Source organism: Herbidospora mongoliensis (assembly GCF_001570545.1).
In the GTDB taxonomy this organism is placed as follows: Bacteria; Actinomycetota; Actinomycetes; order Streptosporangiales; family Streptosporangiaceae; genus Herbidospora; species Herbidospora mongoliensis.
Genome location: NZ_BBXD01000017.1, coordinates 376,077 through 398,412 on the forward strand (window position 1 = coordinate 376,077; position 22,336 = coordinate 398,412).

General features: G+C 66.8%; 20 protein-coding genes and 1 pseudogene. 10 read left to right on the top strand and 11 right to left on the bottom strand.

Annotation, left to right across the window (positions count from 1 at the left end):
* Positions 1–9 precede the first annotated feature (9 nt).
* Positions 10–183, top strand: coding sequence for a hypothetical protein (locus AW272_RS42395; RefSeq protein ID WP_157518778.1), 174 nt, complete (start codon positions 10–12; stop codon positions 181–183).
* The gene (locus AW272_RS26195; RefSeq protein ID WP_275527318.1) at positions 170–805 is read left to right on the top strand and encodes a TSUP family transporter; all 636 of its coding nucleotides are present in this window, start codon (positions 170–172) and stop codon (positions 803–805) included. The genes AW272_RS42395 and AW272_RS26195 overlap by 14 nt, the downstream gene beginning before the upstream one ends.
* Positions 806–960: 155 nt before the next feature.
* Here AW272_RS26195 and AW272_RS26200 read toward each other — a convergent pair whose 3' ends face one another.
* The 7 genes from AW272_RS26200 to AW272_RS26230 form a co-directional block, all read right to left on the bottom strand.
* Positions 961–1,287, bottom strand: a complete 327-nt coding sequence (locus AW272_RS26200; RefSeq protein ID WP_066370313.1) for a hypothetical protein — start codon at positions 1,285–1,287, stop codon at positions 961–963.
* Between the two features lie 268 nt (positions 1,288–1,555).
* Positions 1,556–2,056 (bottom strand): hypothetical protein, encoded by a 501-nt coding sequence (locus AW272_RS26205; RefSeq protein WP_066370314.1) that lies wholly within the window; start codon positions 2,054–2,056, stop codon positions 1,556–1,558.
* 991 nt (positions 2,057–3,047) lie between these two features.
* The gene (locus AW272_RS26210) at positions 3,048–3,764 is read right to left on the bottom strand and encodes an RCC1-like domain-containing protein (protein WP_066370320.1); all 717 of its coding nucleotides are present in this window, start codon (positions 3,762–3,764) and stop codon (positions 3,048–3,050) included.
* Positions 3,650–4,144: an RCC1 domain-containing protein gene (locus AW272_RS43530; protein WP_169807628.1), complete on the bottom strand. Its 495-nt coding sequence runs from the start codon at positions 4,142–4,144 to the stop codon at positions 3,650–3,652. Before AW272_RS43530 ends, AW272_RS26210 begins: the two co-directional genes overlap by 115 nt.
* 457 nt (positions 4,145–4,601) lie before the next feature.
* Positions 4,602–5,363 carry a hypothetical protein gene (locus AW272_RS26220; RefSeq protein ID WP_157518779.1) on the bottom strand — a complete coding sequence of 254 codons (762 nt, stop codon included), beginning with the start codon at positions 5,361–5,363 and terminating at the stop codon, positions 4,602–4,604.
* Positions 5,364–5,413: 50 nt separating this feature from the next.
* Complete coding sequence (locus tag AW272_RS26225) at positions 5,414–6,010, bottom strand: hypothetical protein (protein ID WP_157518780.1); 597 nt, start codon at positions 6,008–6,010, stop codon at positions 5,414–5,416.
* Between the two features lie 453 nt (positions 6,011–6,463).
* On the bottom strand, positions 6,464–7,102 hold the full coding sequence (locus tag AW272_RS26230) for an integrase core domain-containing protein (RefSeq protein ID WP_218011063.1): 639 nt from the start codon (positions 7,100–7,102) through the stop codon (positions 6,464–6,466).
* A 201-nt stretch (positions 7,103–7,303) separates the two neighbouring features.
* On the opposite strand from AW272_RS26230, the gene AW272_RS44450 reads away from it, so the two are divergent.
* Together AW272_RS44450 and AW272_RS26235 are read left to right on the top strand one after the other, a co-directional pair.
* Entirely contained in the window at positions 7,304–7,477 is a 174-nt protein-coding gene (locus AW272_RS44450; protein ID WP_218011064.1) for a hypothetical protein, read from the top strand.
* Between the two features lie 396 nt (positions 7,478–7,873).
* Positions 7,874–9,511, top strand: a complete 1,638-nt coding sequence (locus tag AW272_RS26235; protein ID WP_066370483.1) for an ABC-F family ATP-binding cassette domain-containing protein — start codon at positions 7,874–7,876, stop codon at positions 9,509–9,511.
* Positions 9,512–9,683: 172 nt separating this feature from the next.
* Here AW272_RS26235 and AW272_RS45715 read toward each other — a convergent pair whose 3' ends face one another.
* Positions 9,684–10,157 carry an integrase core domain-containing protein gene (locus tag AW272_RS45715; protein ID WP_083958678.1) on the bottom strand — a complete coding sequence of 158 codons (474 nt, stop codon included), beginning with the start codon at positions 10,155–10,157 and terminating at the stop codon, positions 9,684–9,686.
* A gap of 69 nt (positions 10,158–10,226) precedes the next feature.
* Here AW272_RS45715 and AW272_RS26245 point away from each other — a divergent pair, with 69 nt between their 5' ends.
* From AW272_RS26245 to AW272_RS26275, 6 genes and pseudogenes are all read left to right on the top strand, one after another.
* Complete coding sequence (locus AW272_RS26245) at positions 10,227–11,465, top strand: IS110 family RNA-guided transposase (protein WP_066370329.1); 1,239 nt, start codon at positions 10,227–10,229, stop codon at positions 11,463–11,465.
* A 22-nt stretch (positions 11,466–11,487) separates the two neighbouring features.
* Positions 11,488–12,375, top strand: a pseudogene (locus AW272_RS26250) (IS630 family transposase); the annotation flags it as partial.
* Between the two features lie 178 nt (positions 12,376–12,553).
* Positions 12,554–12,904 (top strand): ATP-binding protein, encoded by a 351-nt coding sequence (locus AW272_RS46365; protein ID WP_245657731.1) that lies wholly within the window; start codon positions 12,554–12,556, stop codon positions 12,902–12,904.
* A gap of 547 nt (positions 12,905–13,451) precedes the next feature.
* The gene (locus AW272_RS26265; protein WP_157518784.1) at positions 13,452–13,754 is read left to right on the top strand and encodes a hypothetical protein; all 303 of its coding nucleotides are present in this window, start codon (positions 13,452–13,454) and stop codon (positions 13,752–13,754) included.
* 219 nt (positions 13,755–13,973) lie between these two features.
* Positions 13,974–14,186 (top strand): hypothetical protein, encoded by a 213-nt coding sequence (locus AW272_RS26270; protein ID WP_157518785.1) that lies wholly within the window; start codon positions 13,974–13,976, stop codon positions 14,184–14,186.
* Positions 14,187–14,556: 370 nt separating this feature from the next.
* Positions 14,557–16,077 carry an ISL3 family transposase gene (locus AW272_RS26275; RefSeq protein ID WP_218011066.1) on the top strand — a complete coding sequence of 507 codons (1,521 nt, stop codon included), beginning with the start codon at positions 14,557–14,559 and terminating at the stop codon, positions 16,075–16,077.
* A gap of 141 nt (positions 16,078–16,218) precedes the next feature.
* Here the strand turns inward: AW272_RS26275 and AW272_RS26280 are convergent, their stop codons facing one another.
* The 3 genes from AW272_RS26280 to AW272_RS26290 are packed head-to-tail and all read right to left on the bottom strand — an operon-like array spanning position 16,219 to position 22,336.
* Positions 16,219–20,493 carry a S8 family serine peptidase gene (locus AW272_RS26280; RefSeq protein WP_066370340.1) on the bottom strand — a complete coding sequence of 1,425 codons (4,275 nt, stop codon included), beginning with the start codon at positions 20,491–20,493 and terminating at the stop codon, positions 16,219–16,221.
* A 15-nt stretch (positions 20,494–20,508) separates the two neighbouring features.
* Positions 20,509–21,933, bottom strand: coding sequence for an Ig-like domain-containing protein (locus AW272_RS26285; RefSeq protein ID WP_169807631.1), 1,425 nt, complete (start codon positions 21,931–21,933; stop codon positions 20,509–20,511).
* The gene (locus tag AW272_RS26290) at positions 21,926–22,336 is read right to left on the bottom strand and encodes a hypothetical protein (RefSeq protein WP_157518786.1); all 411 of its coding nucleotides are present in this window, start codon (positions 22,334–22,336) and stop codon (positions 21,926–21,928) included. The genes AW272_RS26285 and AW272_RS26290 overlap by 8 nt, the downstream gene beginning before the upstream one ends.

Below are 22,336 nucleotides of genomic sequence, written 5' to 3' on the forward strand. Positions count from 1 at the left end.
GATCGGGACATGAGTGAGTTGGTGCTGGCCCTGGTCGCCGGGTTCATGGTGGCGGCGCTGGGGACACCAGTAGGAGTTTCCGGCGCGGTGTTCCTGCTCCCCCCGCAATCCAGCCTCCTCGGTGTGACCGGACCGGCCATCACCTTGTTTCAACGCCATATCCACCCCGTTGGCCCTGATTAGGGCATCCTCCTCAAAGACCCCCGCGTCGCGCGCGAGGTCGTCCGGCCTGCTGACGGTCATCGCGGCGTGTGTGCCCGCAGGAGTGATCGGCGCTTACGGAAGAGTGACTCTGCTGGCCGGCCCGGCGCGCTTTCGTGTCCTGGTGCTTGTCGTGCTGGCCCCGCTGGGAGTTCACCTCCTCATCCGAGCTGCCCGGAAATCACCCCAACGGCCGGCGGAGGCACAACACGAGCCGCCTCCACTGAGGACATCGCTTCTGGTTCCGCTGGCCCTGGTGACCGGTGCGGTCGGCGGCGCGATGGGGATCGGCGGCGGGTCCTTGCCGGCTCCGTTGCTGGTGGTCCTGGCGCGTCAGCCCGTCCAGCGCAGCGCGCCATTGGCGCTCACCTCGACTCTGGCGACGTCGATCACCGGTCTCGTCGCCTACAGCCTGTTCGACGCGTTCGGCATCGGCACTCCTCCGGCGGCACCGGTGTGGCACATCGGAATCGCGACGGGTATCGGAGGGATCGCGGGCGCCCTGGTAGGAGCGGCAATGGCACAACGGGCCGGGGAACGCGTGCTGACGCTGCTGCTGGGGGCGATTGCCACCGCAACGGCGGTGAGCTACCTGCTGCGGTGATGGTTACCGAATCCGGTGAGGCGTGTCCGGGGGCTGGGAGGCCCCCGGCTGTCCTCCAGGCCGTGACTTGGTTGGACGTGGCCTGGCCGGGACGGTCAATCTTGGTGAACGGTGGCGCGCGGCCGTAGCTCGACGCCTTTGCCGGGGGACTGTTCTCACGTGCCGAACAGCCCGTAGGAGCCGTGCACGACGTTCGAGTTCTTCGTCATACGCGGGTAGCCGGGACCTTCGAAGATGATTTTCGTGTAGACCTCGTCGCCGGTGTCGTACGGGGCCAGATTGTCCTCATCGAGGTACTTCGCACAGAACAAGGTGTAGTCGGAGACGATGAACAGCCCGCCCCCGTTCGTGTCCGACACCGCGCTCAGGGTCGCGTTCCGCCCTTTGTACATGCGGTTGTCGTAGGCCACGTCCTCGCCCCAGATCTCGACCCGGGCTGTGGCACCGTTGTCGATCAGGTACTGGGCCTGGGCGTTGGTCATTCCGATCTTGCCGACGGTGAAGACCCGGCAGTCATTGCCGGTCTTGAGTTCGGTGACGGTCAGGCGTGCGGTGAGCTTGCCGGGCTCGTCGGCGGCGTGAGCGGGCGCGGCGAGGGTCAGGGCGGCGGCGGTGGTGATGCCGAGCGCGAGGGCCGCGCGACGGAACTTCTTGAGCGTGGACGTGCCGAGTTCCTTCGATGCTGCGTTGTGGGGTGTCCTGACGGTGGCGGCGGTGACGATGGATCAGCGCCACGGGGACAGGCTCGGCTTAGGGCTCGCCGAAGCCGAAGTTGCGGTGGATCGTGTTCGACCGCTTGGACATGCTGGAATAGCCGGGGCCGGAGAAGTAGATCTTGGAGTAGATCTCGTCGCCGTAGTCGAACGGAGGCTTGTCGTCCTCGTCGAAGAGGGAGACGCAGTTCAGCGTGAGGCTCGACACGATGAACACGCCGCCGCCGTTCTTGTCCGACACCGCGCTCAAGGTCGCGGGACCCTTGTAGAGGCGGTTGTCGTAGATGGGGTCGTCCGCCCAGATCTCCACGCGGGCGGTGGCGCCGTTGTCGATCTGGTACTGCGCCTGCGCGTTGGTCATGCCGACCTTGCCGACGATCAGCACCGGGCATCTGCTGCTGGTCCCGGTGATGGTCAGCTGGGCGGTGAGCTTGCCCTGCTCGTCGGCGGCGTGAGCGGGGGCGGTGAAGGTGAGGGCCGCGGTAGTGGCGATACCGAGCAGGGCGGCCGTGCGGGCGATCTTCTTGAGTGTGGACATGCCGGTTCCCTTGAATCTGCTGTGCGGGCGGTCCCCTGACTATGGGTCGGCCCGCTTGCCGGGCCCTTGAGCGCCGAGACCCGATTTCTTGATGACCGATGATGTGGCGGTTGCAGAGTGGTCTGCCGGTCACCGGCCCGAAGCACAGGACTCGTGACCGCCCCTGAGACGACATGGCCCATCTAGCTGGACTTTCAGTGCGGCGAGTACCGGTTCCGCTACCGCGTCGGAGATCCCAACCCGGCCGCCCTCGAAGTGGTCCGGCCTTCGGCCGAGGGCTTGCAAGCTGTACCCGATACAGACCGACCGTCGGAACACGCCCCCGCACGAGCGCCCCAAACCGGCGCTCCCGCTTGGCGCGGTGCTTCTTGAGGAGTTTCAACGTCTCGGCATCGGCGGCGACGATGCGGGTCCCTGGCGTCGGTTTTCGGTTTGCCCTGGACGGGCTGCCAGCCGAGTTGGGTGATCTGCCAATGCACGCCGATCGTGCCGCCGGCGAAGTTGACGTCCTGCCAGCGCAGGTCCACCGCCTCGCCCGGCAGGCGGTGACGCTGGGCACGAGCCAGGAAGGCCGAGGTTGGGCGGGCGTCCACACCATGACTGGTGAGAGTCGCGAGGTGGAGATGTAGCAGCCGATCACGTCCACTCTGGCCCGTGCCCGGCGGGCGAGGTCGGTGCGAGCGGTGTGGTCCGTCCGCCAGCGGACCGCCCGTTCCTCACCCCCGCCGTCTTGAGCGCATCCAACTGAACATCCGGGGACTGGCGCACCGTCGAGGCGCGCGAACCAGTTGGGCCGGCCCGGATACGGCGGCAGTGTGCCGATCAGCACGGCGTGGCGGCGAGCGGTTGTTCCCGTTGCCGAGTTGACCCCGTTCGTTGTAACTCAGCCGTACAAGGGACTGCCCTTGCCCGGGATCGTGCTGGCCATGACGGGAGAGGGGACATGGCCAGCACGATCAACAGCAGGGCGACCGTCACTTCAGGAAGGACCTCACGGGCACGGTCCGGCGGGAGGAACGGCCACGGTGATGTCGACCTCGGAGTCGATCGCGGCAGACGAATGGGCTGACGGGCTCTGGCCCACTACCTGGCCGAGCTTGGTGCAGTAACGGTCCACCCAGATGTTCCTGACGCCCAGGCGCAAGCGCACGGCGGTCAGCCTGGCGGGCACGCTGTCCTCGGGAAGACCGATCACGTCGGGGACCGACATCCACCTCGGCGGCGGGTTCGGCAGCAGGTTCGACGTGGCCAGCCCCGTTGAGCGGCCGACCGAGATCGAGTTGGATGGCATGTCCGCCCACACCTCGCGGGCGATCGGGTCGAAGGCGTTCGCCGTGTTTCGGCCCAATGCGTTGCCGGTGTTGTCGCCCCAGGTCATGACGTAGAAGCCGGTTGTCAGGGCGGCGGCCGTGCCGCCCATGCCCGGGTCCACCTGCTGCACATCGATGATCGGGGTGGCCACGGGGGTGCGGCGGGTCGTGGTCGTGCCGTCGCCGAGGCGTCCGCTGGTGTTGTCGCCCCAGGCGTACACCTGGCCGGCCTGCGTGACCACGAGGTTGTGCCGGTATCCGGCCGAAACGGTGCGGACGCCGGTCAGGCCGGTGACCTGGCGGGGCACCGCCCTGCTGGTCGTGGTGCCGTCACCGAGCTGGCGGAAGGTGTTGTCGCCCCACGCCCAGACGGTGCCGTCGGTGGCACGGGCGAGCACGTGTCTGTCGCCGAGGCTGATGGACTCGACCGGGGGAGGCCGTTCACCCGGACAGGGGATGGGCTGTTCACCACTCCGGGCAGGCTGCCCCACAGGAAGACCGAGCCGGTGGAGTCGACGCCGCCGCTGAAGGTGCTCCCGGTGACGATCTGCCGGATCACTCCCTCGCCATCCGGATCGCCGGGCAGGCCGCCCACCAGCAAGGGAAAGCGCCGGTCCACCGTGCCGCCGTCACCGATCTGGCCCTCGGCGTTGAGGCCCCAGCCCCAGAACTCGACCGCCGTCACCTGCGCGTCGACCCCGCCGGACGCCAAGGCCGTTCCCGCCATCGCGGCGGTCAGCGCGAGCGTCACCGCGACGGCCACCAGTCGTAATCTCATCGTCGTCTCCATCCAGGTTTCTCTCCTGTACGGCGTTCACCACCGGTCCCACTGAGGGAACGGAATGTCACGCAGCCGGCAGCCCGATGAAATTCAACCCTCATCGACCAGCAGGCCATCCATGAAGGCGGCGAAACGACAGAACCCGCCCGATGAGGCTGCACATCCAGGAGCCCGGCCGACCTGCCGCCCCGATGCGAAGTGAGCGCGGCCCGCTTCGCAATCCCGCGCGACCGCTCATCCGGCCACGGACCGCATCCGGCGCGGGTGAACAGCGATGACAGGAGCGCTCAAAGCTCCGACACGGCAACCGTGGTCGGGGGTCCGTATAAAGCAAACCCGGCGCACGTATGAGGTGCGCCGGATTTGCCGTGATCTCGCATTAAGGAGAATGCCACAGACCGATGTCTTTGAAACCACCGGCGTCTACAAGGACGCCGGTGGTTTCAAAGGCGTGTCAGAGAACAGGCTGGAACTTGCGGACGCCAAGGGGTTCGAAATCATAAAGCGTGTTGTTGAACAGGAGGCCGTCGACAGCCCCGAAGAAGGGGCCGTCCTGGCTGCCCTTGTTAAATGCCACACTGTAGGAAATCGCCGCGTTAGGCAGTTGGGCCTTCAACTCGGCGAAGCTGCAGGGCACCGCCTGGGTGCAGCCAATGACGCCGGGGACCGGCCTGGTCAGGAACCACTTGCTGTTGGTGGCACTCGCGTCGTATTGCTGCCAGCGTCCCGGGACTTTCGTCACAGGGGCTGACGGGCTCGTCGACTCGTTGGGCAGATAGACGAGACTCGTGTAGTCCACCATCCCCTGGTTGGGATTGACCTCCAGGTTCAGGGTGGGCATCTTGATCGTCGGGAACACGTCGGCATCGGCCCCGGTGAAGATCCAGTAGCGAAGGATGTGGATGTCCGCGAGTCGCGTCCCGGCGAAATCCACCTCGTTCCCGAACTGGATGTGGTCGGGGTCGCCTCCCGCGATGAACCCAAGACTGCCCACTCCGAAGGGCGGAGCCTGGGTGGCCACCGGGTCAGTCGGGATGATCCGGCCCCAGGGCCCCAGCCGGAGGAAGGCGCTCGCATTGCCCGCGGAATTGCGGCTGATGATGCCCCACTTCTCCGGCGAGTACGGATCCGCGGGTTTGGCATGAGCGGGGACGACCATGCCCACGGCGGCCAGACCGGCCAGGGTGATCGCGCAAGCGAATCGGTGGAAACGCATGATGGAGACTCCTGAAAGGACGGGAAACTTCGTTTCCTCGAGAGGCTTGGTCAGACGGCGGGAAGCGCGGCCCAGGGGGTACACGGCAGAGGGCCGCTCGTCGGGAGCGGCGCGTTGAGGTTCGCCAGGTTCCCCAGCCGGCAGACGGTGAAGAAGATCCCGTCCCGTGTTTGTACGGTGACCCTCAAAGCGCTCGTCGTGGTGGGGTCGGGGTAGTAATTCAGGCGCGAATCCTGCGCAACGGTGATGTGGGTGACAAGACCGCCCTGGCTACCCGGTGCCCGGCGAAGGTTCTGCCAGCCGGGTAGGGTACGGGGATCGTTCAGGTAGGGAATGCCCTTCCGCGCCGTCACGGTGAAGACGAGCGGATTCGCCAGAGAGTCAATGCTGATGGCGGCGGAATCGAGTGACCGGTCGGGCTTGGGACGCGGGGGCCTGGGGTGCTTGGGCTTGGAGTGCTCGGGACGGATTTCCTTGGACGAGGCGTCGGTGGCGGCGACGTCCGTTCGCGCGGGCGGTGGCTGCGGCGTGTCGGCGTTCGCGGGCGCGGCGACGACGAGGACGCTGAATGCGGAGACGCCTACGGTCGTGAGGCCGTTTCTCATGAATGCCTTCGCGAGGCTGTGGAGTGCGCGCAATGTGTTCACCTCTGCAGAAAAGCCCGCCGAAGCGGGTGGACACAACAATTCCGCGCGTTCCCATTTCCGGGACGTCCGGAAACAAACGGTTGGCGATTATTCTTTTCTTGAGATTGACGAACTCATTGTCCCGGTACGCCATTGATATACCGACACCAAGTGATATGTCCGGCATTATCTATTAGCTATCGATCCGTGTAGTCGGCAGTGCCGGAACGCCGTTATCGTCGTCCTCGTTGATTGCGGAGCCAGTTTCGGCGACGCAAACACGCCGGCTCCTCCGTGGTCGGCTGGGACTCCCCCGAGGCTCCATGACAGTTGGGGTCGTGCACACGTGGAGGCACGCAGCTGGGTTTGGCCCGGGCTACCCACGGGCGGGGCGCCGGTGCAGTCGGGTGCGGTCGCGGCGTGTGGGGTGCGAAAACTCGGACATGGCCTCTGATCTGCGGTTATTCACTCCGTCTATGCGGCCCGCCGGTACTGGTTGATCAGGCCGTCGAGTACCTGTCGGCGTTGCAAGCGGACGTGATCGATATCGCTTGGCGGAGCCGGGGCATGTGGTGGTTGAGGTGGCCGGCGGTCTCGTCCGCGATGGGGACGGTGCCGGTTGTAATGCCGTTCGTATGTCCGCAGGATTCGGTGGAGATGGCCTTCACCGTAGATCAGCAGCCGGTCGGTGCATTCCCTTCGAACGGTGCCGACCCAGCGCTCGACCATCGCGTTGGCCCGCGGGGCGCGAACTGGCGTCTTGATGATGCGGGCGCCGAATGAGGTGAACACCTCGTCGAAGACCGCGGTGAACTTGGCGTCCCGATCACGAATGAGGAATCTGACGCCCTCAGCCCGATCTCCCAGATTCATGACCAGATTGCGGGCCTGTTGAGCGACCCAGGCGCCGGTCGGATGCGCCGTGACGCCCGCGACGTGAACGACGCGAGTGGCGTGCTCGATGAAGAACAGAACGTAGAGCCGCTTGAGAAAGACGGTGTCGATGTGGAACAGATCGCACGCCCAGATGCCCTCGGCCTGCGCCTTGAGGAATCGGCTCCAACTCGGTCCTGTACGACGCGGCGCCGGACCGAGCCCGGCTCTTTTGAGCATGTCGCGCACGGTGCTGGGCGGGACCCGAAGGCCGACGCCGGCCAATTCGCCGCTGATGCGCTGATACCCCCATGAGGGATTCTCCCAGGCCAGGCGCAGAACAGCTTCTCGGACGTCGGCGCGGGTAGAGGACGACCCGGGCGTTGGTAGGTCCACCGGAGCATCGCCAGGGTACGGTGCCGGCGCAGCAACGTCGCGGGGGTGACGAAGAAGACATCCCACGACGAGCGGGGAAGCAGCCGCGAGCACGACCCGATCCCCAGATTGAAGATCGGGACGGTTCACCTGACGGCGCAACACGGCGACCTGATGACGAAGCACCACGATCTCAGCCGTCTTGGCCCGATCACCGCGACCAGCAAGACCAGAAGCTGAAAGACACGCCCGAGGACGAGGTAGAGCAAGGACCACGACACCGTCAGCAGGATGCCCGAGACCTCCTCATGCTCAAGCCACGAACTCCCAGGTCAACCTCGGCAGCTGAGTTTCCGCACCCCACACGGCGGGCGAAGGTCACGACGGCCGGTCTGGAACGCCTCGTGAGCCCTAACCCCGCCGAAGCCCTAGCCCTCTTCGACGCCGTCCAGCCATCCTGACTTCGCGGCGGCGAAGGCGGCCCTGGCCGATGAGTTCATCTCAGGCCTGCCTGATATTGCTTTCGTCGCTGGGGTTGGGTGAGGTGGGCTGGTCAGTGGAGTCGCTGCCTAGGGCGGTCACTGCGGTGGTAACCGATAGGTGGCGCGCGAGATGGCGGCTACCATCGTTCAGGACATGAGCGCAACAATCATCGTGAAGGATCTCGCGGCCGGGCACGGGGAGCGGGTCCTGTTCTCGGGGCTCGACCTCGTGGTCGCCCCTGGCGACGTCATCGGGCTCGTCGGGGTCAACGGCGCGGGCAAGTCGACGCTGCTGCGCCTGCTCGCCGGCCTCGACGCGCCGGAGCAGGGCGGCATCAGCCTCACCCCGGCCACGGCGGTCGTCGGCCACCTGCCCCAGGAGCCGGAGCGCAGGCCAGGCGAGAGCGTCCGCCTGTTCCTGGCCCGACGTACCGGCGTCGCCCAGGCACAGTGCGACCTCGACGCCGCCACGCAGGCACTGGTGGAGGGTCTGCCGGGCGCCGAGGACGCCTACAGCACGGGCCTGGAACGCTGGCTCTCGCTGGGTGGCGCGGACCTCGACGAGCGCGCCGCCCAGGTGGCCGCCGACCTGGGCCTCACGATCGGTCTCGACCAGCCGATGACCTCGCTGTCCGGAGGCCAGGCGGCCCGTGCGGGGCTTGCCTCGTTGCTTCTGAGCCGCTATGACCTCTTCCTGCTCGACGAGCCGACCAACGATCTCGACCTCGACGGGCTCGACCGGCTGGAGAAGTTCGTGACCGGCCTGCGCCCGGGCACGGTCCTGGTCAGCCACGACCGCGAGTTCCTCGCCAGGACCGTCACCAGCGTGCTCGAGCTCGACCTGGCCCAACAGCGGGTTCGGCTGTACGGCGGCGGCTACCAGGCCTACCTGGACGAGCGCGAGGTCGCGCGGACGCACGCCAGACAGCAATACGAACAGTACGCCGAGACCCGCGCCCAGCTTGAGGTCCGCGCCCGTACCCAGCGTGCATGGATGGAAAAGGGCGTCAAGAACGCGCGCCGCAAGATGAGCGACAACGACAAGATCGGGCGGAACGCCCGGGCCGAGACGACCGAGAAGCAGGCCGCCAAGGCCCGGCAGACGGAAAGGCTGATCGAGCGACTCGATGTGGCGGAGGAACCGCGCAAGGAGTGGGAGCTGCGGATGGAGATCACCGCCGCGCCCCGCGCCGGAGCGGTCGTCGCCACCCTGCGCGGGGCGGTGGCCCGCCGCGGCTCCTTCAGACTCGGTCCTGTCGATCTGGAGATCGGCTGGGCCGAGCGGGTGGCCATCACCGGGGCCAACGGCACAGGTAAGTCCACGTTGCTGGCCGCGTTGCTCGGCCGGCTCCCGCTTGAGGAAGGGCAGTCCTCGCTCGGCCCCGGCGTGGTGGTCGGAGAGGTGGACCAGGCACGGGGACTCTTCCTGGGAGGCGAGCCGTTGCTGGACGCCTTCGGGGCGCTGGTCTCGCCGATGCCGCCCGCCGAGGTGCGTACGCTGCTGGCCAAGTTCGGGTTGAAGGCCGCACACGTGATGCGCCCGGCTGCGACTCTGTCACCTGGCGAGCGGACCCGGGCAGCTCTGGCGTTGCTGCAGGCCCGGGGCGTCAACCTACTCGTGCTCGATGAGCCGACCAACCATCTCGACCTGCCCGCGATCGAGCAGCTGGAGTCGGCGCTCGCGCACTATCCAGGCACGCTGCTGCTGGTCACGCACGATCGGCGCATGCTCGAGGCGGTGCAGGTGAGCCGTCGCCTGCGGGTCAGTGCAGGGCGGGTCACGGAGATCTGAGTACGACACGTGCCGGAAGACTTCCTGCTTGCAAAACGGGAGCCGGTCACGACCGTAGAGATTGCTCTGGGTGACGTCGCGGATCCCGTTAGTGACCGGCGTTTTTCAGCGCTTCGCGGCGGCGGAAATCCTCGGCCACCTCTGTGCCTGCCGAAAATTCCATCCGTGCGGTTCAAGCGGCATGTGAGTACTCGTGGAGGATTCCGCCGAGCCGGTCTCGTCGGCGGATGGTCAAGCTCGTGATCCGTTCTGGATCGGTGATCGGATCCGGGACGGGACGCAGCGGTGCGGCCTGGGCAAGGGCTTGATGGGCGCGGTGCCGGTTGTAGAACTGTTCGTACTCGCGCAGGGCGTGCCGCAAGTGGTGTTCGTTCCACAGCAGGCAGCGGTCGAGTAGGTCGCGGCAGCACGACTGCACCCACCGTTCCATGATCGCGTTCATCCGCGGCATCCGGATACCAGTGAGCACGGTCTGAATGCCGGCCTGAGCCAGGATTTCGTCTATGAGCGCGGGGACTTGGACCCTGGAACGTCTGAGTCCTGCACTGAGACCGTGTCCCCGCTGGTGACCGGGAGGGCTTGACCGTTGATGGGGTGTCGTGCCCTCTGGATCCTTGTGATGGGTTCGGGGCGAGCACTGATCCATTAGGGCGCGCGCTGTTCTCCCTTGGCTGCCCTGACCAGCGGTGATGGAACATGAGGGAGAAGGTGCGCGTTGCTGTTCATCGGCGATGATTGGGCCGAGGATCACCACGATGTGGAACTTCAGGACGAGACCGGGCGAGTGCTGGTAGTCAGGCAACTGCCGGAGGGGATCGCCGGGATCACCAAACTGCACGCCCTGGTGGCTGAGCACGCCAGGGACCAAGCCGGCGAGGACGTTGATACTGGTCAGGTCGTGGTCGGCATCGAGACCGACCGAGGCCCGTGGGTCGAGGCGCTGATCGCGGCCGGCTATCAGGTGTATGCGATCAACCCGTTGCAGGCCAGCCGGTTTAAGGAGCGGTATGGAACCTCGCGGGCCAAGAGCGACAAGGGCGACGCGCACGCGCTGGCAGACATGGTCCGTATCGATAGGGCCCAGTTGCGGCCGGTCGCCGGCGACACCGAACCCGCCCAGGCCATCAAGGTAGTGGCCCGCGCGCACCAGACGATGGTGGGGGAGCGCACTCGCACCATGTTGCGGCTGCGTGCGGCGCTGCGCGAGTATTTCCCAGCAGCGCTGATCGCCTACGACGAGCTGGGCTTGGCCGGCGCAGACACCCTGGAATTGCTGCAGTTGGCGCCTGCCCCGGACATGGCTGCCGCGCTGGAGATGCCGGTGATCGCCGCGGCGTTGAAGCGAGCCCGCCGCCGCAGTGTCGCCGCCAAGGCCGAGGGCATCGCTGCTGCACTGCGAACCGAGCAACTGGGCCGCTCCAGGACGGTGACGGCTGCCTATGCGGCGATCGTTACGTCTCTGGCTGCGGTGATCACTATCTTCAACGCCCAGATCAAGCATCTGGAACGGCAGGTGGAGTCCCATTTTCGGGAGCACCCGGCTGCTGAGATCTACCTCTCCCAGCCCGGTATCGGGGTGATCACTGGCGCCCGGGTACTCGCCGAGTTCGGAGACGATCCCGAGCGTTACGCCTCCGCGAAAGCCCGGAAGAACTACGCCGCCACCAGTCCGATCACCCGTGCCTCAGGCAAGAGCAGGGTGGTGATCGCCAGGTTCGTGCACAACGACCGGCTGGTGGACGCCCTGCGCGCTCAGGCGTTCTCGGCCATCAACGGCTCACCAGGAGCCCGCGCCTACTACGACAAGCAGCGGGCCCGCGAAGCCGACCACGGCGCCGCGCTCCGCCAAGTCGCCAACCGGCTGGTCGGCATCCTGCATGGCTGTCTGAAAACCGGCACCATCTATAACGAGCACACCGCCTGGTCCCACCATCTCAACATCGCAGCTGCTTGACGCCGAACGGCATGGGGTGTCTCGGTGGGCGGGAGGCCGTCCCCGCCTGCTCAGTGATGACGAGGAAGAGCTCGTCATCCAGATGGCCACCACCCGCCCGGCCAAGCTCGGGCAGCCCTTCACCCGCTGGTCGATCCGCAAACTGGCCGCCCATCTGCAACGCCTTCCCGGCCGACCGCTCCTCATCGGCCGCGAGGCGTTACGCAATCTGCTCGCCCGCCGGGGGATCACCTTTCAGCGCACCAAGACCTGGAAGGAGTCTCCCGATCTGGATTTCGAGGCCAAGCTGGATCGGATCGAGTACGCCCTGACCCAGCGCCCGGAACGGACTTTCGCCTTCGACGAGTTCGGACCTTTGGGCATCCGCCCCACCGCCGGATCCGGGTGGACGCGACAGGGCCGGCCGGACCGGTTGCCGGCCACCTACCACCGCACCCACGGAATCACCTACTTCCACGGCTGCTACTCCGTCGGCGACGACACCTTGTGGGGCGTCAACCGGCGCCGCAAGGGCATCGACCACACCTGGGTCGCGTTGAGGTCGATCCGCGCGGCCCGCCCGGACGGCGCCCCCATCTACGTGATCCTGGACAATCTGTCCGCGCACAAGAACTGGCGCATCCGGGCCTGGGCCAGGCGCAACAAGGTCGAGTTGTGCTTCACCCCGACCTACGCCTCGTGGGCCAACCCGATCGAGGCGCACTTCGGGCCGCTACGCCAGTTCACCATCGCAGGCTCCGACCATCCCAACCACACCGTCCAGACGCGGGCTCTGCACGCCTATCTGCGCTGGCGCAACCGCAACGCCCGCCATCCCGACGTCCTGGCAGCCCAACGCCGTGAACGCGCCCGCGTCCGCAGCGAGAAACGCGTCCGCTGGGGCGGCCGACCACTGTCAGCCGCGGCCTGACCACCCAACCCGGCCAACGTTTCCGGTCACAGCACTAGGCCGTGAACCAGGCGAATTCTTCGCCGGCAGGGACGGACGAAGCGATGTCCGGACCGTTCACGTTAGGTCCGATTCTCGGGAACGTCATTTCGAGTGCCTGGCCGCCCATCCGCTCTCGTCGAAGCTCGCGCGAGCGCATGTGCGGGCGTCGTTGATCGCAGCGGGACGTGAAGATCTGGCCGGAGCTGCCGAACTGGTGGTTGCCGAACTGGTGGCGAACGCAATCACGGCAACTCGGGAGGCCGCATCTGCGGGTGCGGTGGGCACTGGTCCGGGAACCGTGGGAATAGGGGTGTACCTGGCCGGCGGGGGCGCGGTTGTGGAGGTCTGGGATTGCAGCCGGACCCCTCCTCAGGTGGTCGATCCCGCAGACGATGACGAAGGTGGGCGGGGGCTGCTGCTGGTCGGCGCGTTGTCGTCGGACTGGGGTTACCGGCGTCCGGTCTCCGGCGGGAAGGTCGTGTACGCGACCATCGGGGCGGCGTTATGAGCGGCTCGGGAGAGATCACGCGGGTAGACGCGGCGGGCGACGATGCGGTGGATCTGCGGTCGCTGGAACGGCTGTTGGGGTCGATGGAGATTCCTACGGTCTTCGTCGCTGAGATGCGTGAGGCGACTGCCACGCGGGCGGCTGCTCCGGGGCTGGTTGTGCTCACCAGGGAGCGGCTGGAAGTCGCGCGGGTTCACATCGCGCCGCGTGGCCGGTCGTTCATGGTCGCGTTCTTGATGGGGCCGGGTGCCGATGTGCCGCGTCTGATGACGGCGCGGACTGCCGAACAGGCGGCTTCGACGATCGCGGCCTATCGGGGGTCGGGGCCTATCGGGGGTCGGGGCCTATCGGGGGTCGGGGCCTCTGGCCAGTAGCTCGGCGGAACGCGGGGCTAGCGATGTCGCTGAGTAGGGCGCTGCGGGGGCCTCTTCGCCTGTCGAGTAGGGCGCTGTGGGGGGCGGCCCTTCGCGCGTCGGATCACGTCGTCCGGGAGCGGGAGCCGACAGACGGTGAGGCGGCGAGAGAAGGGATCGAAGACCTGGCGGTCTTGCTGGCAGAGCGCGGGATCTATGTCCTGTGCGACGGCGGCGCTCCGGGGGTGATGTATATTCGCCGGTCTTCGGACGGGGAGCTTGGCGCGTGGGCGATGTACGGCGTTCGGGGCGGGCTGTACTTCGTGGGGGCGTTCTCTGGCTCGGTCGGGGTGGCCTCGGATGTGTTCGAGGCGGCGGAACTGGTGCCGGGGTATGGGCCGACGTCGTTGACGGCGCTGCGCTGGTCGGAGGACTGGTCGGACTTCCAAGCAGAGCTTGCGTACTGGCGAGAGCGGTTGTACGGCGGTGAGGAATGAGGGTGCTCGGGGCTGGTTGAGACGGCCGCCGGGCCGGTGGGCTTCCCTCCCGGGTACTTGCAGCGGGACCCGAAGAGGTGGGCTGCCGCGTGTGTCCCCCGCGCACGCGGCCGGTCCGGCGGTACGAGGGCGGGGTGGGTTGTAGCGCGTCCGGCGCTCCCTGCCCCGCCTTTTTCATGGGGATTTCCAGGGTGATCACGAGATGAGGAGGTGAGGCGCGTGGTGGTTCCGTACGTGCTCGCGCGGTCTAAGGAACTGATCAAGGATCCGATCAAGTTCGTCTATTCGGGCGGGGTGTACGAGCTGGTCTATGCCCCGGCTGGCCGGCGGTCCGATGTGGTGATGGGCGTGTTGCGGGCGCGGGTGAAGACCTCCCGCGGGGTGACCCGATGTGGCGGCTGGTTAACACCCTTCGGCAGTGGCGCTGCATGACCAAGAAGCTGTGCCAGGTGTGCGGGGAACCGGCGGGCCGGGACCAAGGTGGTATCCCGTGGATCCTGACGCAGAGTGCTTTCCACAAGATGTCGTACTCGCCGGTGGACTGCGGGGACACCAACTCTCCGCCCACGTGCCGGGGGCGGCTTGTTGGCCGGAGTCGTTGAGGCGATGCTGTCGTCGGTTCCTGAAAACTGGGATCTGGGATCTGGGATCTGGCCCACATTTCGTGATGAATACCGGTCCGTAGCCTCGGGCTGGCTGGCCAGGATGCGTCGAGTGCGATGATCGTTGCCTGGGTGCCCTGCTCCCGCACCTGTCGGCCGTCGAGATCGAGAGCGTTGTCCAGTCCGAGACGGCTGTGAGGGTGGTCGCGCGCACAAGCGTGGTGCCGCTGCCATGCCCGGCTTGCGGGACGGTGTCGATCAGGCAGCACTCCCGATACCGGCGGCGGCTGGCCGACACGGCGCTGGGTGAGCGCCGGATGGAGATCTTCCTTTCCGTGAGACGGTTGACCTGCGTGAATGAGACCTGCGACAAGAAGACCTTCGCTGAGCAGGTCGATGGGCTGACCGCTCGGTACGGTCGCCGGACGCCACTGCTGCGCACGGTGCTGGAGAAGGTCGCTGTCGCTCTGGCCGGTCGGGCCGGGGCGAGGTTGGCGCGATCGTTGGGTACCAGGGTGTCCCAGTCGACGTTACTGCGGCTGCTCATGGCCATCCCGGACCCCGCGTTCGCGACGCCGAAGGTGCTCGGCGTGGACGATTTCGCGTTCCGGCGTGGCCAGGTCCACAGCACGATCTTGATCGATTGCGAGACCGGTGCCCCGATCGAGGTCTTGGCCACCCGCGACGCCGAGCCGCTGGCCGGCTGGCTGGCCGACCATCCCGGCGTTGAGGTGATCTGCCGGGACCGGTCCGGCGCCTACGCCGATGCCGCACGTACCGGCGCGCCGGACGCGATCCAGGTCGCCGACCGATTCCATCTGTGGCAGAACATCGGCAAAGCCGTCGAACGCAGCGTTGCCGCGCACCGTTCCTGCCTACGCGCTGCCGGGGAGGCCAGCCTCGAAGAGGGTGTCGATGTCGAGCCGACCGGCGGTCAGCTTCACTCCGAGGAGGACCCGACAGGGAAGTTCGCCGAGCGCGCCCAACATCACCATGCCATGGTTCACGACTTGATCGCCGAGGGCCACGGGATTCGGGGAATCGCTCGCCGGCTCGGCTGGGGTCGCCACACCGTCCAGCGCTACGCCAGGGCGGGGACCTGGCAGGAACTCGTGGACGGCAAGTGGAAAGGCGCGCGGCGCAGCAAGCTCGACCCGTTCAAGCCCTTCCTCCACCAGCGCTGGGAGGCCGGCTGCACGAACGCCCGCAAGCTCTATGCGGACATCACCGAGCAGGGGTTCACGGGCAGCTACGCCATCGTCAGCCAGTATCTGGAGCAGTACCGCACCGACCCCGGGCCCATCCCGCCGCCCCCGCCGACGGTCCGGCAGGTCACCGGCTGGCTTACCCGCCATCCCGACAACCTGACCGAGGACGACCGGTTCGGCCTGAAGGCTGTTCTGAAACACTGCCCCGAACTACAGGCCGTCCGCGAGCATGTCGGCGAGTTCGGGCGCATGCTCACTGAGCTCAAAGGCCAGGACCTGCCCGCGTGGATCGCCGCCGTCAGCGCCTCGGCGCTCCCGGGTCTGTCCTCCTTCGCCAGGGGCCTGGAAGCCGACCTGGAGGCGGTTCTTGCCGGGCTGACGATGCGCTGGAACTCCGGCCCCGTCGAAGGACGCGTCAACCACATCAAAATGGTCAAGCGTCAGATGTTCGGCCGCGCCAGCCTCGCCCTCCTGCGCAAACGCATCCTGCTCACCGCGGCCACCGCCAGGTGACGACCACGGGCGGGGCTGACACCACCACGAAATGTGGGCCAGATCCCAGAAGTCGCCCCTAAAACCAGTGGGCACGACGGAGTTCCGCGTCGGGTACGTCACCGCGTGATCCCTGCGGCCCTGGGCAATCGAACACGATCGTCATCGAGATGGCTCGCCGTCGAGAACCAGGACAGTTAGCCCGTTCAGCTGCACCTCGACGCGGCGGTCGGGTGCGCCCGCTCGTTCACCGCTGGCGCTGGCTGCTGTCTCACCCTTGCCGCTCGGGCGGACATCCGGCACAGCGAACGATCCATCGAGGATGTCTCGGAAGGCGGTCAGGGTGTTCTCGGCCCTGAGCCTGGACAATTCGTCGTTGTAGGACGAGCTTCCGGCTTTGTCGGCGTATCCGGTGATGGACATGGTGCTGCTGGGCGAGGTGAGGAACGGCCTCCACAGTGCCGATACGATCCTGACTCGCTGACGGGCCGCCGGAGTTAGCAACGCGCTGTCGAAGCAGAAGTGCACGTCGCGGAAGCCGCCCCCTCGAACGGCAAAGAGCGGGTCTTGGTCGGGCCGCGTAAGATCCAGAACGTCCAGCCGTTTGGTTGCCGACGTCCAGCCAATCATGAGGTCGAGCCCGATACTTCCGCCCACTCCCTTCAGAGTCCACTTGCGGGGGTTGATTCGTTCGTTCGTCTCGAATTCGATGATGGTGGACAGCTCTGGACCCGCCGATAGGACGGTCAATGGCGGAAGCAGCCCGGAGCCGTAGATGAGGAGGAACCCGGCGCTCAGCTGCGCTGAGACGATCCCGGCCATGGCGCCGACGCCAGCCTTGCCCTGCTCGATCCGACCGACGAAGTCGCCGCGCGCCCAGGGAAGCAAAGATGTGGCCTGCCCTCGGAAGTGGTCGATCCCGAACTTCACGGAGCCTCCGAAGCTGGCGAACCATACCCTGAGCGTGATCGGGTTCGGCCATGCCGTCGGCTCGACCTGTCGAACCGACATCTCCCCGAGACCTCCTCCTAAGAGCGCGGCCGCCCCCCCGAGTTCAAGATTGACGTCGTAGACGTACGTATCAGCCTTGCCCCGCGACGGCTTGACGCCAAGGACTGAGTCTCCGCCGATCGGGCGCTCGGCGGCCTGGGCGAGCATTTGGATCCAATCGAGGCAGCTCTGGCGACGGTTGCCGTTGCTGAAGCCGGTCTGCGAGAGCATCCGCTGGACGATCGTGCGCGCCAGCAAGATGTCGCTCTGATGCACGCCGTTGGCCGGATCGTTGACCGTCTTGTCGACGAACCGCTCGAGCTTCTCGATCAGATCGTCGCGAGCCGAGTCGCCGACCGACCGGTATCCGGTGGCCTCGGCGGCCCGGCGGACCAGCTCGATGAATTCGGTAGAGCAAAATTGCCGGTGTAGGAAGGCGGCCTGGTCCTGTGACAGGGGCAGGTGCTCGTGCCGGTACAGGTATGGCCCCATGTGCACGCTGGACAGGGATTCCTTGGTGAGTTCGACCGGGCTGTCGAGCGCACGGCTGATGCTCTGGACCGTCGTGGGGAACACGGTCGAGCGAGATTCCACTCGGTGCGCCACGACGAACTGTCCGCCGGAACTCTCGGCGAACTCCAGGCCGGCGTCGCGGATCCGGAGGAGGTATCGTCGCTCGACGTGCGCCCTGTCTACCACGAAGAAGTCGCCCTGAGCATCGAGGTCGCCCGCAAAGAAACTCACGGTCCGATCGGTTGCCGGGGCGAAGGGGCTGGCGAAGGGTGACAGGCTGAACTCGACATGCCGACCTGCTTGATTGAGCATGAGCGCGCCCAATGCCTGAGTGTGTCCGGGACTTGTGTACTCATACCGGCCTGTGAGGTCGTCCGGGGCGTTTTCGGGCTCGGGTGCTGCTGTCTTGTTCTCACCGCGGCCGACGCATACGACGGGCCCATCCTGTTCCGGTGGCTTTGACGGCGCTCCGACTTTCGCCGTCACCTCCGCCTGTAGCCACCTCCAGTCGTCGGCGAATCGGTGGCCTTGGGGGATGGGGCAGTATCCGCGTTCTTGGGCAAAGGCGGCAAAATAGGCGAAATCTGTGAGCAGATCCACGTCTCGGACGCCGAGATCGATCGCCCGCTGTACTCGTTGGAGTGCTGGCAGATAGGACAGGGTCGCCTGTGTGTCGAGCTCGACCCTGGCCTGAGGCGACAGCTTGTCGAGCCGTTTGTCCCATAGGGCCTTGCAGTGGGGGGTGACGGCTTCTGCGAGGACGTCACTGGGACGGGCAGGGGATGTGGGGCGTAGGAGTGCCTGACCGGGCGGCATCCGGCCGGCAGGGTCGAGGATCCTTCTGGCGAACCGGTCGGTGCGGGAATGCGGGATGGCGCCGTTCTCGATCACGATGGCGTACAGGCCGGGTCCACACCGTTCCGATCGGATGTGGGCCGAGCCGAGGGCGGTATGCGGCACGAGGCGTGGGTCGGCGATCACTGCGACATGTCCGAGACCGGGCTCGCCCAGGGCGACCCGCACCAGAAGGTCCCCGGCCTCGATCGCCAGACCCGGCGCCTCGCCGGGGCGCGCGAGGATGTCGAAGGAGGCGTTGATCCAGGTTGAGTGGCGTCCACCGCGCATAAGACCCCGATACAGCATCTCGGGACTCAAGGAATTCGGGAAGGCGGCGTCGAGCTTGGGATTCATGGTCGTCTCCGTTCGAGCAAGGTCGGACAGCGCCTCCACCGCACTGGCGGTGTCCAGGTAGCCGCTACCCGACCTTCCTGCGGCGTCGTCGGCCATCGGCTGCGCGGTGCGCATGAGCAGGGCGCGGATCTCGACGGCTGCCAGCGGGTACGAGGCACCCTGCAGGCACAGGGCGGCCGTCCCGGTGGCGTGCGGCGCGGCCATGCTCGTCCCGGACTTGCAGGTCAGCAGCTCAGGGCTGCCGGTGCCGTCAGGCGGAGCCGAGCGTGCTGCGATAACACGCACGCCGGGAGCGACCAGGTCGGGTTTGGCTCTGCCGTCCCGTGTCGGTCCGGCACTGCTGAACGCGGCCAGCTCCCGCGTGGCGGAGTGGGCGTCGTAGGCGCCGACGACGAGCGGAAGGTGGCCGTTGGCGATCGTCCCGGTCGTGCAGGTGCGGTCGGCGTCCGCCTCGTCGAAGCGAGTCTGGCAATGAACGCACGATTGATCGCGTTCCAGCCATGCGTGGAAGGTCCCGTGGCGGACGTTCACCGCCCGGAGCTTGATACTCCACGCACCCGCTTGCGCCCACGGATAGAGGAAGACCTCAATGTGGTGGGAGTGGTTGTTGGGGTCAAGGTAGCGGTGGTAGATGCGGCCGACGACGCGATCGTCCTCGGTGACGTCCACTTGTTCGCGCAGCCGGACCCGGCGTGTGTGCTGCCCGGTCGGAGAGGCGACCTGGACATCGAACTCGTCCTCTCCGCTATACCAGATCTCCAGTTCGTTGGGTGTGACATCGTCTTCCTGGGTGATCATGGTCAGGGTGCGGATCTGTTGCGTTTCCAGGCGCCCGCTGGCGTGCGCGCGGGCGTCGAAGTAGTTGCCCGCGCTCTGGACGACGAATCGGCCGGGAGCTGCCCGGAGCAGGTGGTCGAGCGCTTGTTCCCCGATCGTCTTACCGTCGTGCGGGCCTCCCTGAGTCCCTACGCTGACGTTGATCACCCACGGCTGCGGGCCTGCGGTACGGGCGATGAAATCGATCGCCTCGAGGATCCTTACCGAGTCCCCGAGGTTGGCCAGTCCGGACGTGCCACGATCGGCGAGGTGCACGAAGACGAGATCGGCCTCCGGGGCGACGCCGACGGGGCCGCCGCCAAGCCCATTACCTGCGGCGATGTCCATTACATGGGTGCCGTGTTCGGCGTCGGCCGGGCGATATCCCAATGCGTCGTAGGGATCCATGGCGTGAAGTGCATCGTCGATCTGCTGCCGTGTGTGCAGGACTCCGTACCCGTACGGATGGGGCGCGTCGGGCGAGGCGGGCCCGCGCTGGTCCCACAGGGCCAGGATCCGGGTCGATCCGTCGCGGTTCTTGAAGTTCGGGTGGTCGAAGTCGCAGCCCCAGTCGACGATTCCGATGACGACGCCCGCCCCGGTCAGCGCCAAGCCTGGCGGTCGGCGCACGTCCGCGCGGGTGAGGCTCCTGACGAGCTCGGGCCCGTACGGCTCCGCCTCGGGGCCGAGCGATCGTGCTGCCTTGAGGCTCACCACGTTCCGGTCCTGGCGTGTGCTCAGAATGGAGCCGACGGGCAGGCGGCACGTCGCGATGTCGCCGAAGCGCGAGACGATACGGACATCTCTGACGGCCTGGTCCGGCCAGCGGAGACGGATGAGGGCTTCGACCTCGCGGTCGTCACAGTCGATGTCGGAGCGGAGCAGCTCCCACAGCGCCGGGTCCAGGTCATGGAGCGTTGATTGCATCGGAGGGGATCTGCCTCATTGGACCTCAATCGGCATGCGGCGCAAGACGCCGTCGGACCTCGCCGTAATCAGGGCTGTCCCCGCGCTCACGCCTGTGACCTTCCCGGTTGCCTTGTCCACCTTCGCGATCGTGGTGTCACTCGACTCCCAGGTGAAGACGGCACTGTCGATGCGCCTTCCTCTGTTGTCGAGAGCGTCCGCGATGAGCTTCACCACGCTCTTCGCGGCGATCTTCGACACCCCCGAGACGACGATCTCCCGGATATCGGGCGCGATCGTCGGTAGGGCCTCGACCGGAGGTGTGACCGGGATCTCGGCAGCTGCCTCGACCTGCACCGGCCAGCGATGCATGACGCCGTCGGTGCTTGCCGTGATGAAGGCCGCACCGGCGCTCACGCCGATGACCTCGGTCTTGGGGCCGGTTGCCGGCTCGACCGTTGCGACCGTGGTGTCGCTTGACTCCCAAGCGAAGACGGCACGGTCGACGCGCCTGCCCCTGTCGTCGAGGGCGTCCGCGATGAACATCCTCGGCTTTCCCTTTACGACGATTGGGTATCCGTGGACGGCGACCTCTCGGACAGCCGACTCGACCTCGATCTGAATCTGGTGCTGCACGCCGGCAGAGGTCACCGTGATGACGGCCGTACCCGCGCTCACGCCGGTGACCTCGATGGTCTGACCGCCCGTCGGCTTCACCCTCGCGACCGCGTCGTTGCTCGACCCCCAGGTGAAGACCGTGCCGTCGATGCGCTTGCCGTTCTCGTCCTGCGCGTCCGCTGTCAAGAGCGCCTGGCGACCCGTGACGATCCTCGGGACGTTGGGGGCCACGATCTGCCGGACCTGCTTCGGCCGCAGGCGATCCCCCGCAATCGCCAGTCCTGCGGTGAGGACGGCACCGATCACCCGCGGATCGCCTGCGATTGCCGCAGCGCCGTTTCCCTGTTTGGCCGGCGACAGGAAAAGTAGCGGAGCGAAGGAGAGCGCCGCCCTGGCGTAGGGATTGTCACCGACGATCTTCGGGAACGACTGCTGAAACTGGCTCAGGGCAACGCTGGAAAGCGCCGCGTACTCCGATCGCGTGATGCGCTTGCTCTGCGCCTGTAGGGCGCTCTTCATGGCATCGGCCTGCACCTTACTGTCCAGATTCAGGTCGCGTACGGCAATCTGGGTCTGCCGCACGGCATTGTGCGCAGTGGGTGCAGGGCCACTCGGTGCCCTGGCCCGCCTGTTCCTCACCCTCGCCAGAGCCGCCAGCCTCTGGCGCCGTACGGCCTGCTGGCGCGCCTTAACCCGCCTCCTGCGGACGGCCGGTGACACCGCTTCGTCGTCGTAGCTCTCGGCGTCGTCGTCCACGTCGTCCAGGTAGTCCTCCGCGCTCTCCCCACCTCCGAACAGGTCCAGGGCTTCGAAGTCGCCGTGGTCGAGCCAGCTGTCAGACATCGCCATTCTCCTTCTGATGCTTCGAAATGGTCTTCACGGCCGGATACACGTACGTCGTGAACAGCTGCTGATCGGGAAGGACCCACCCGGGCGTCCCGGCCCCTTCGCAGAGAGGACACGTGCCCTCCTGTCCCCAGCAGTCACAGGCGCCGACGGCGGCCGCGAACGTGCTGTTCCTGCCTATCAGCATCTCGTGCTCCACTGGCCCGCCTGCGGCGACCATGCGGGCGAGGCGGCCGCCCAGCGCCATCGCCACCAGCGACTCGGGGGGTGTGTCGCTGTCGGCGAAGACACCGTCGCGCGCCAGCTGGTCGAGAATCTGCTGCAGGATCGTCTCGACGAACCCCATGGGGTTGGCCATCACACGCTGGACCAGGACGCCGAGGCCTATGGTCTGTTGCAC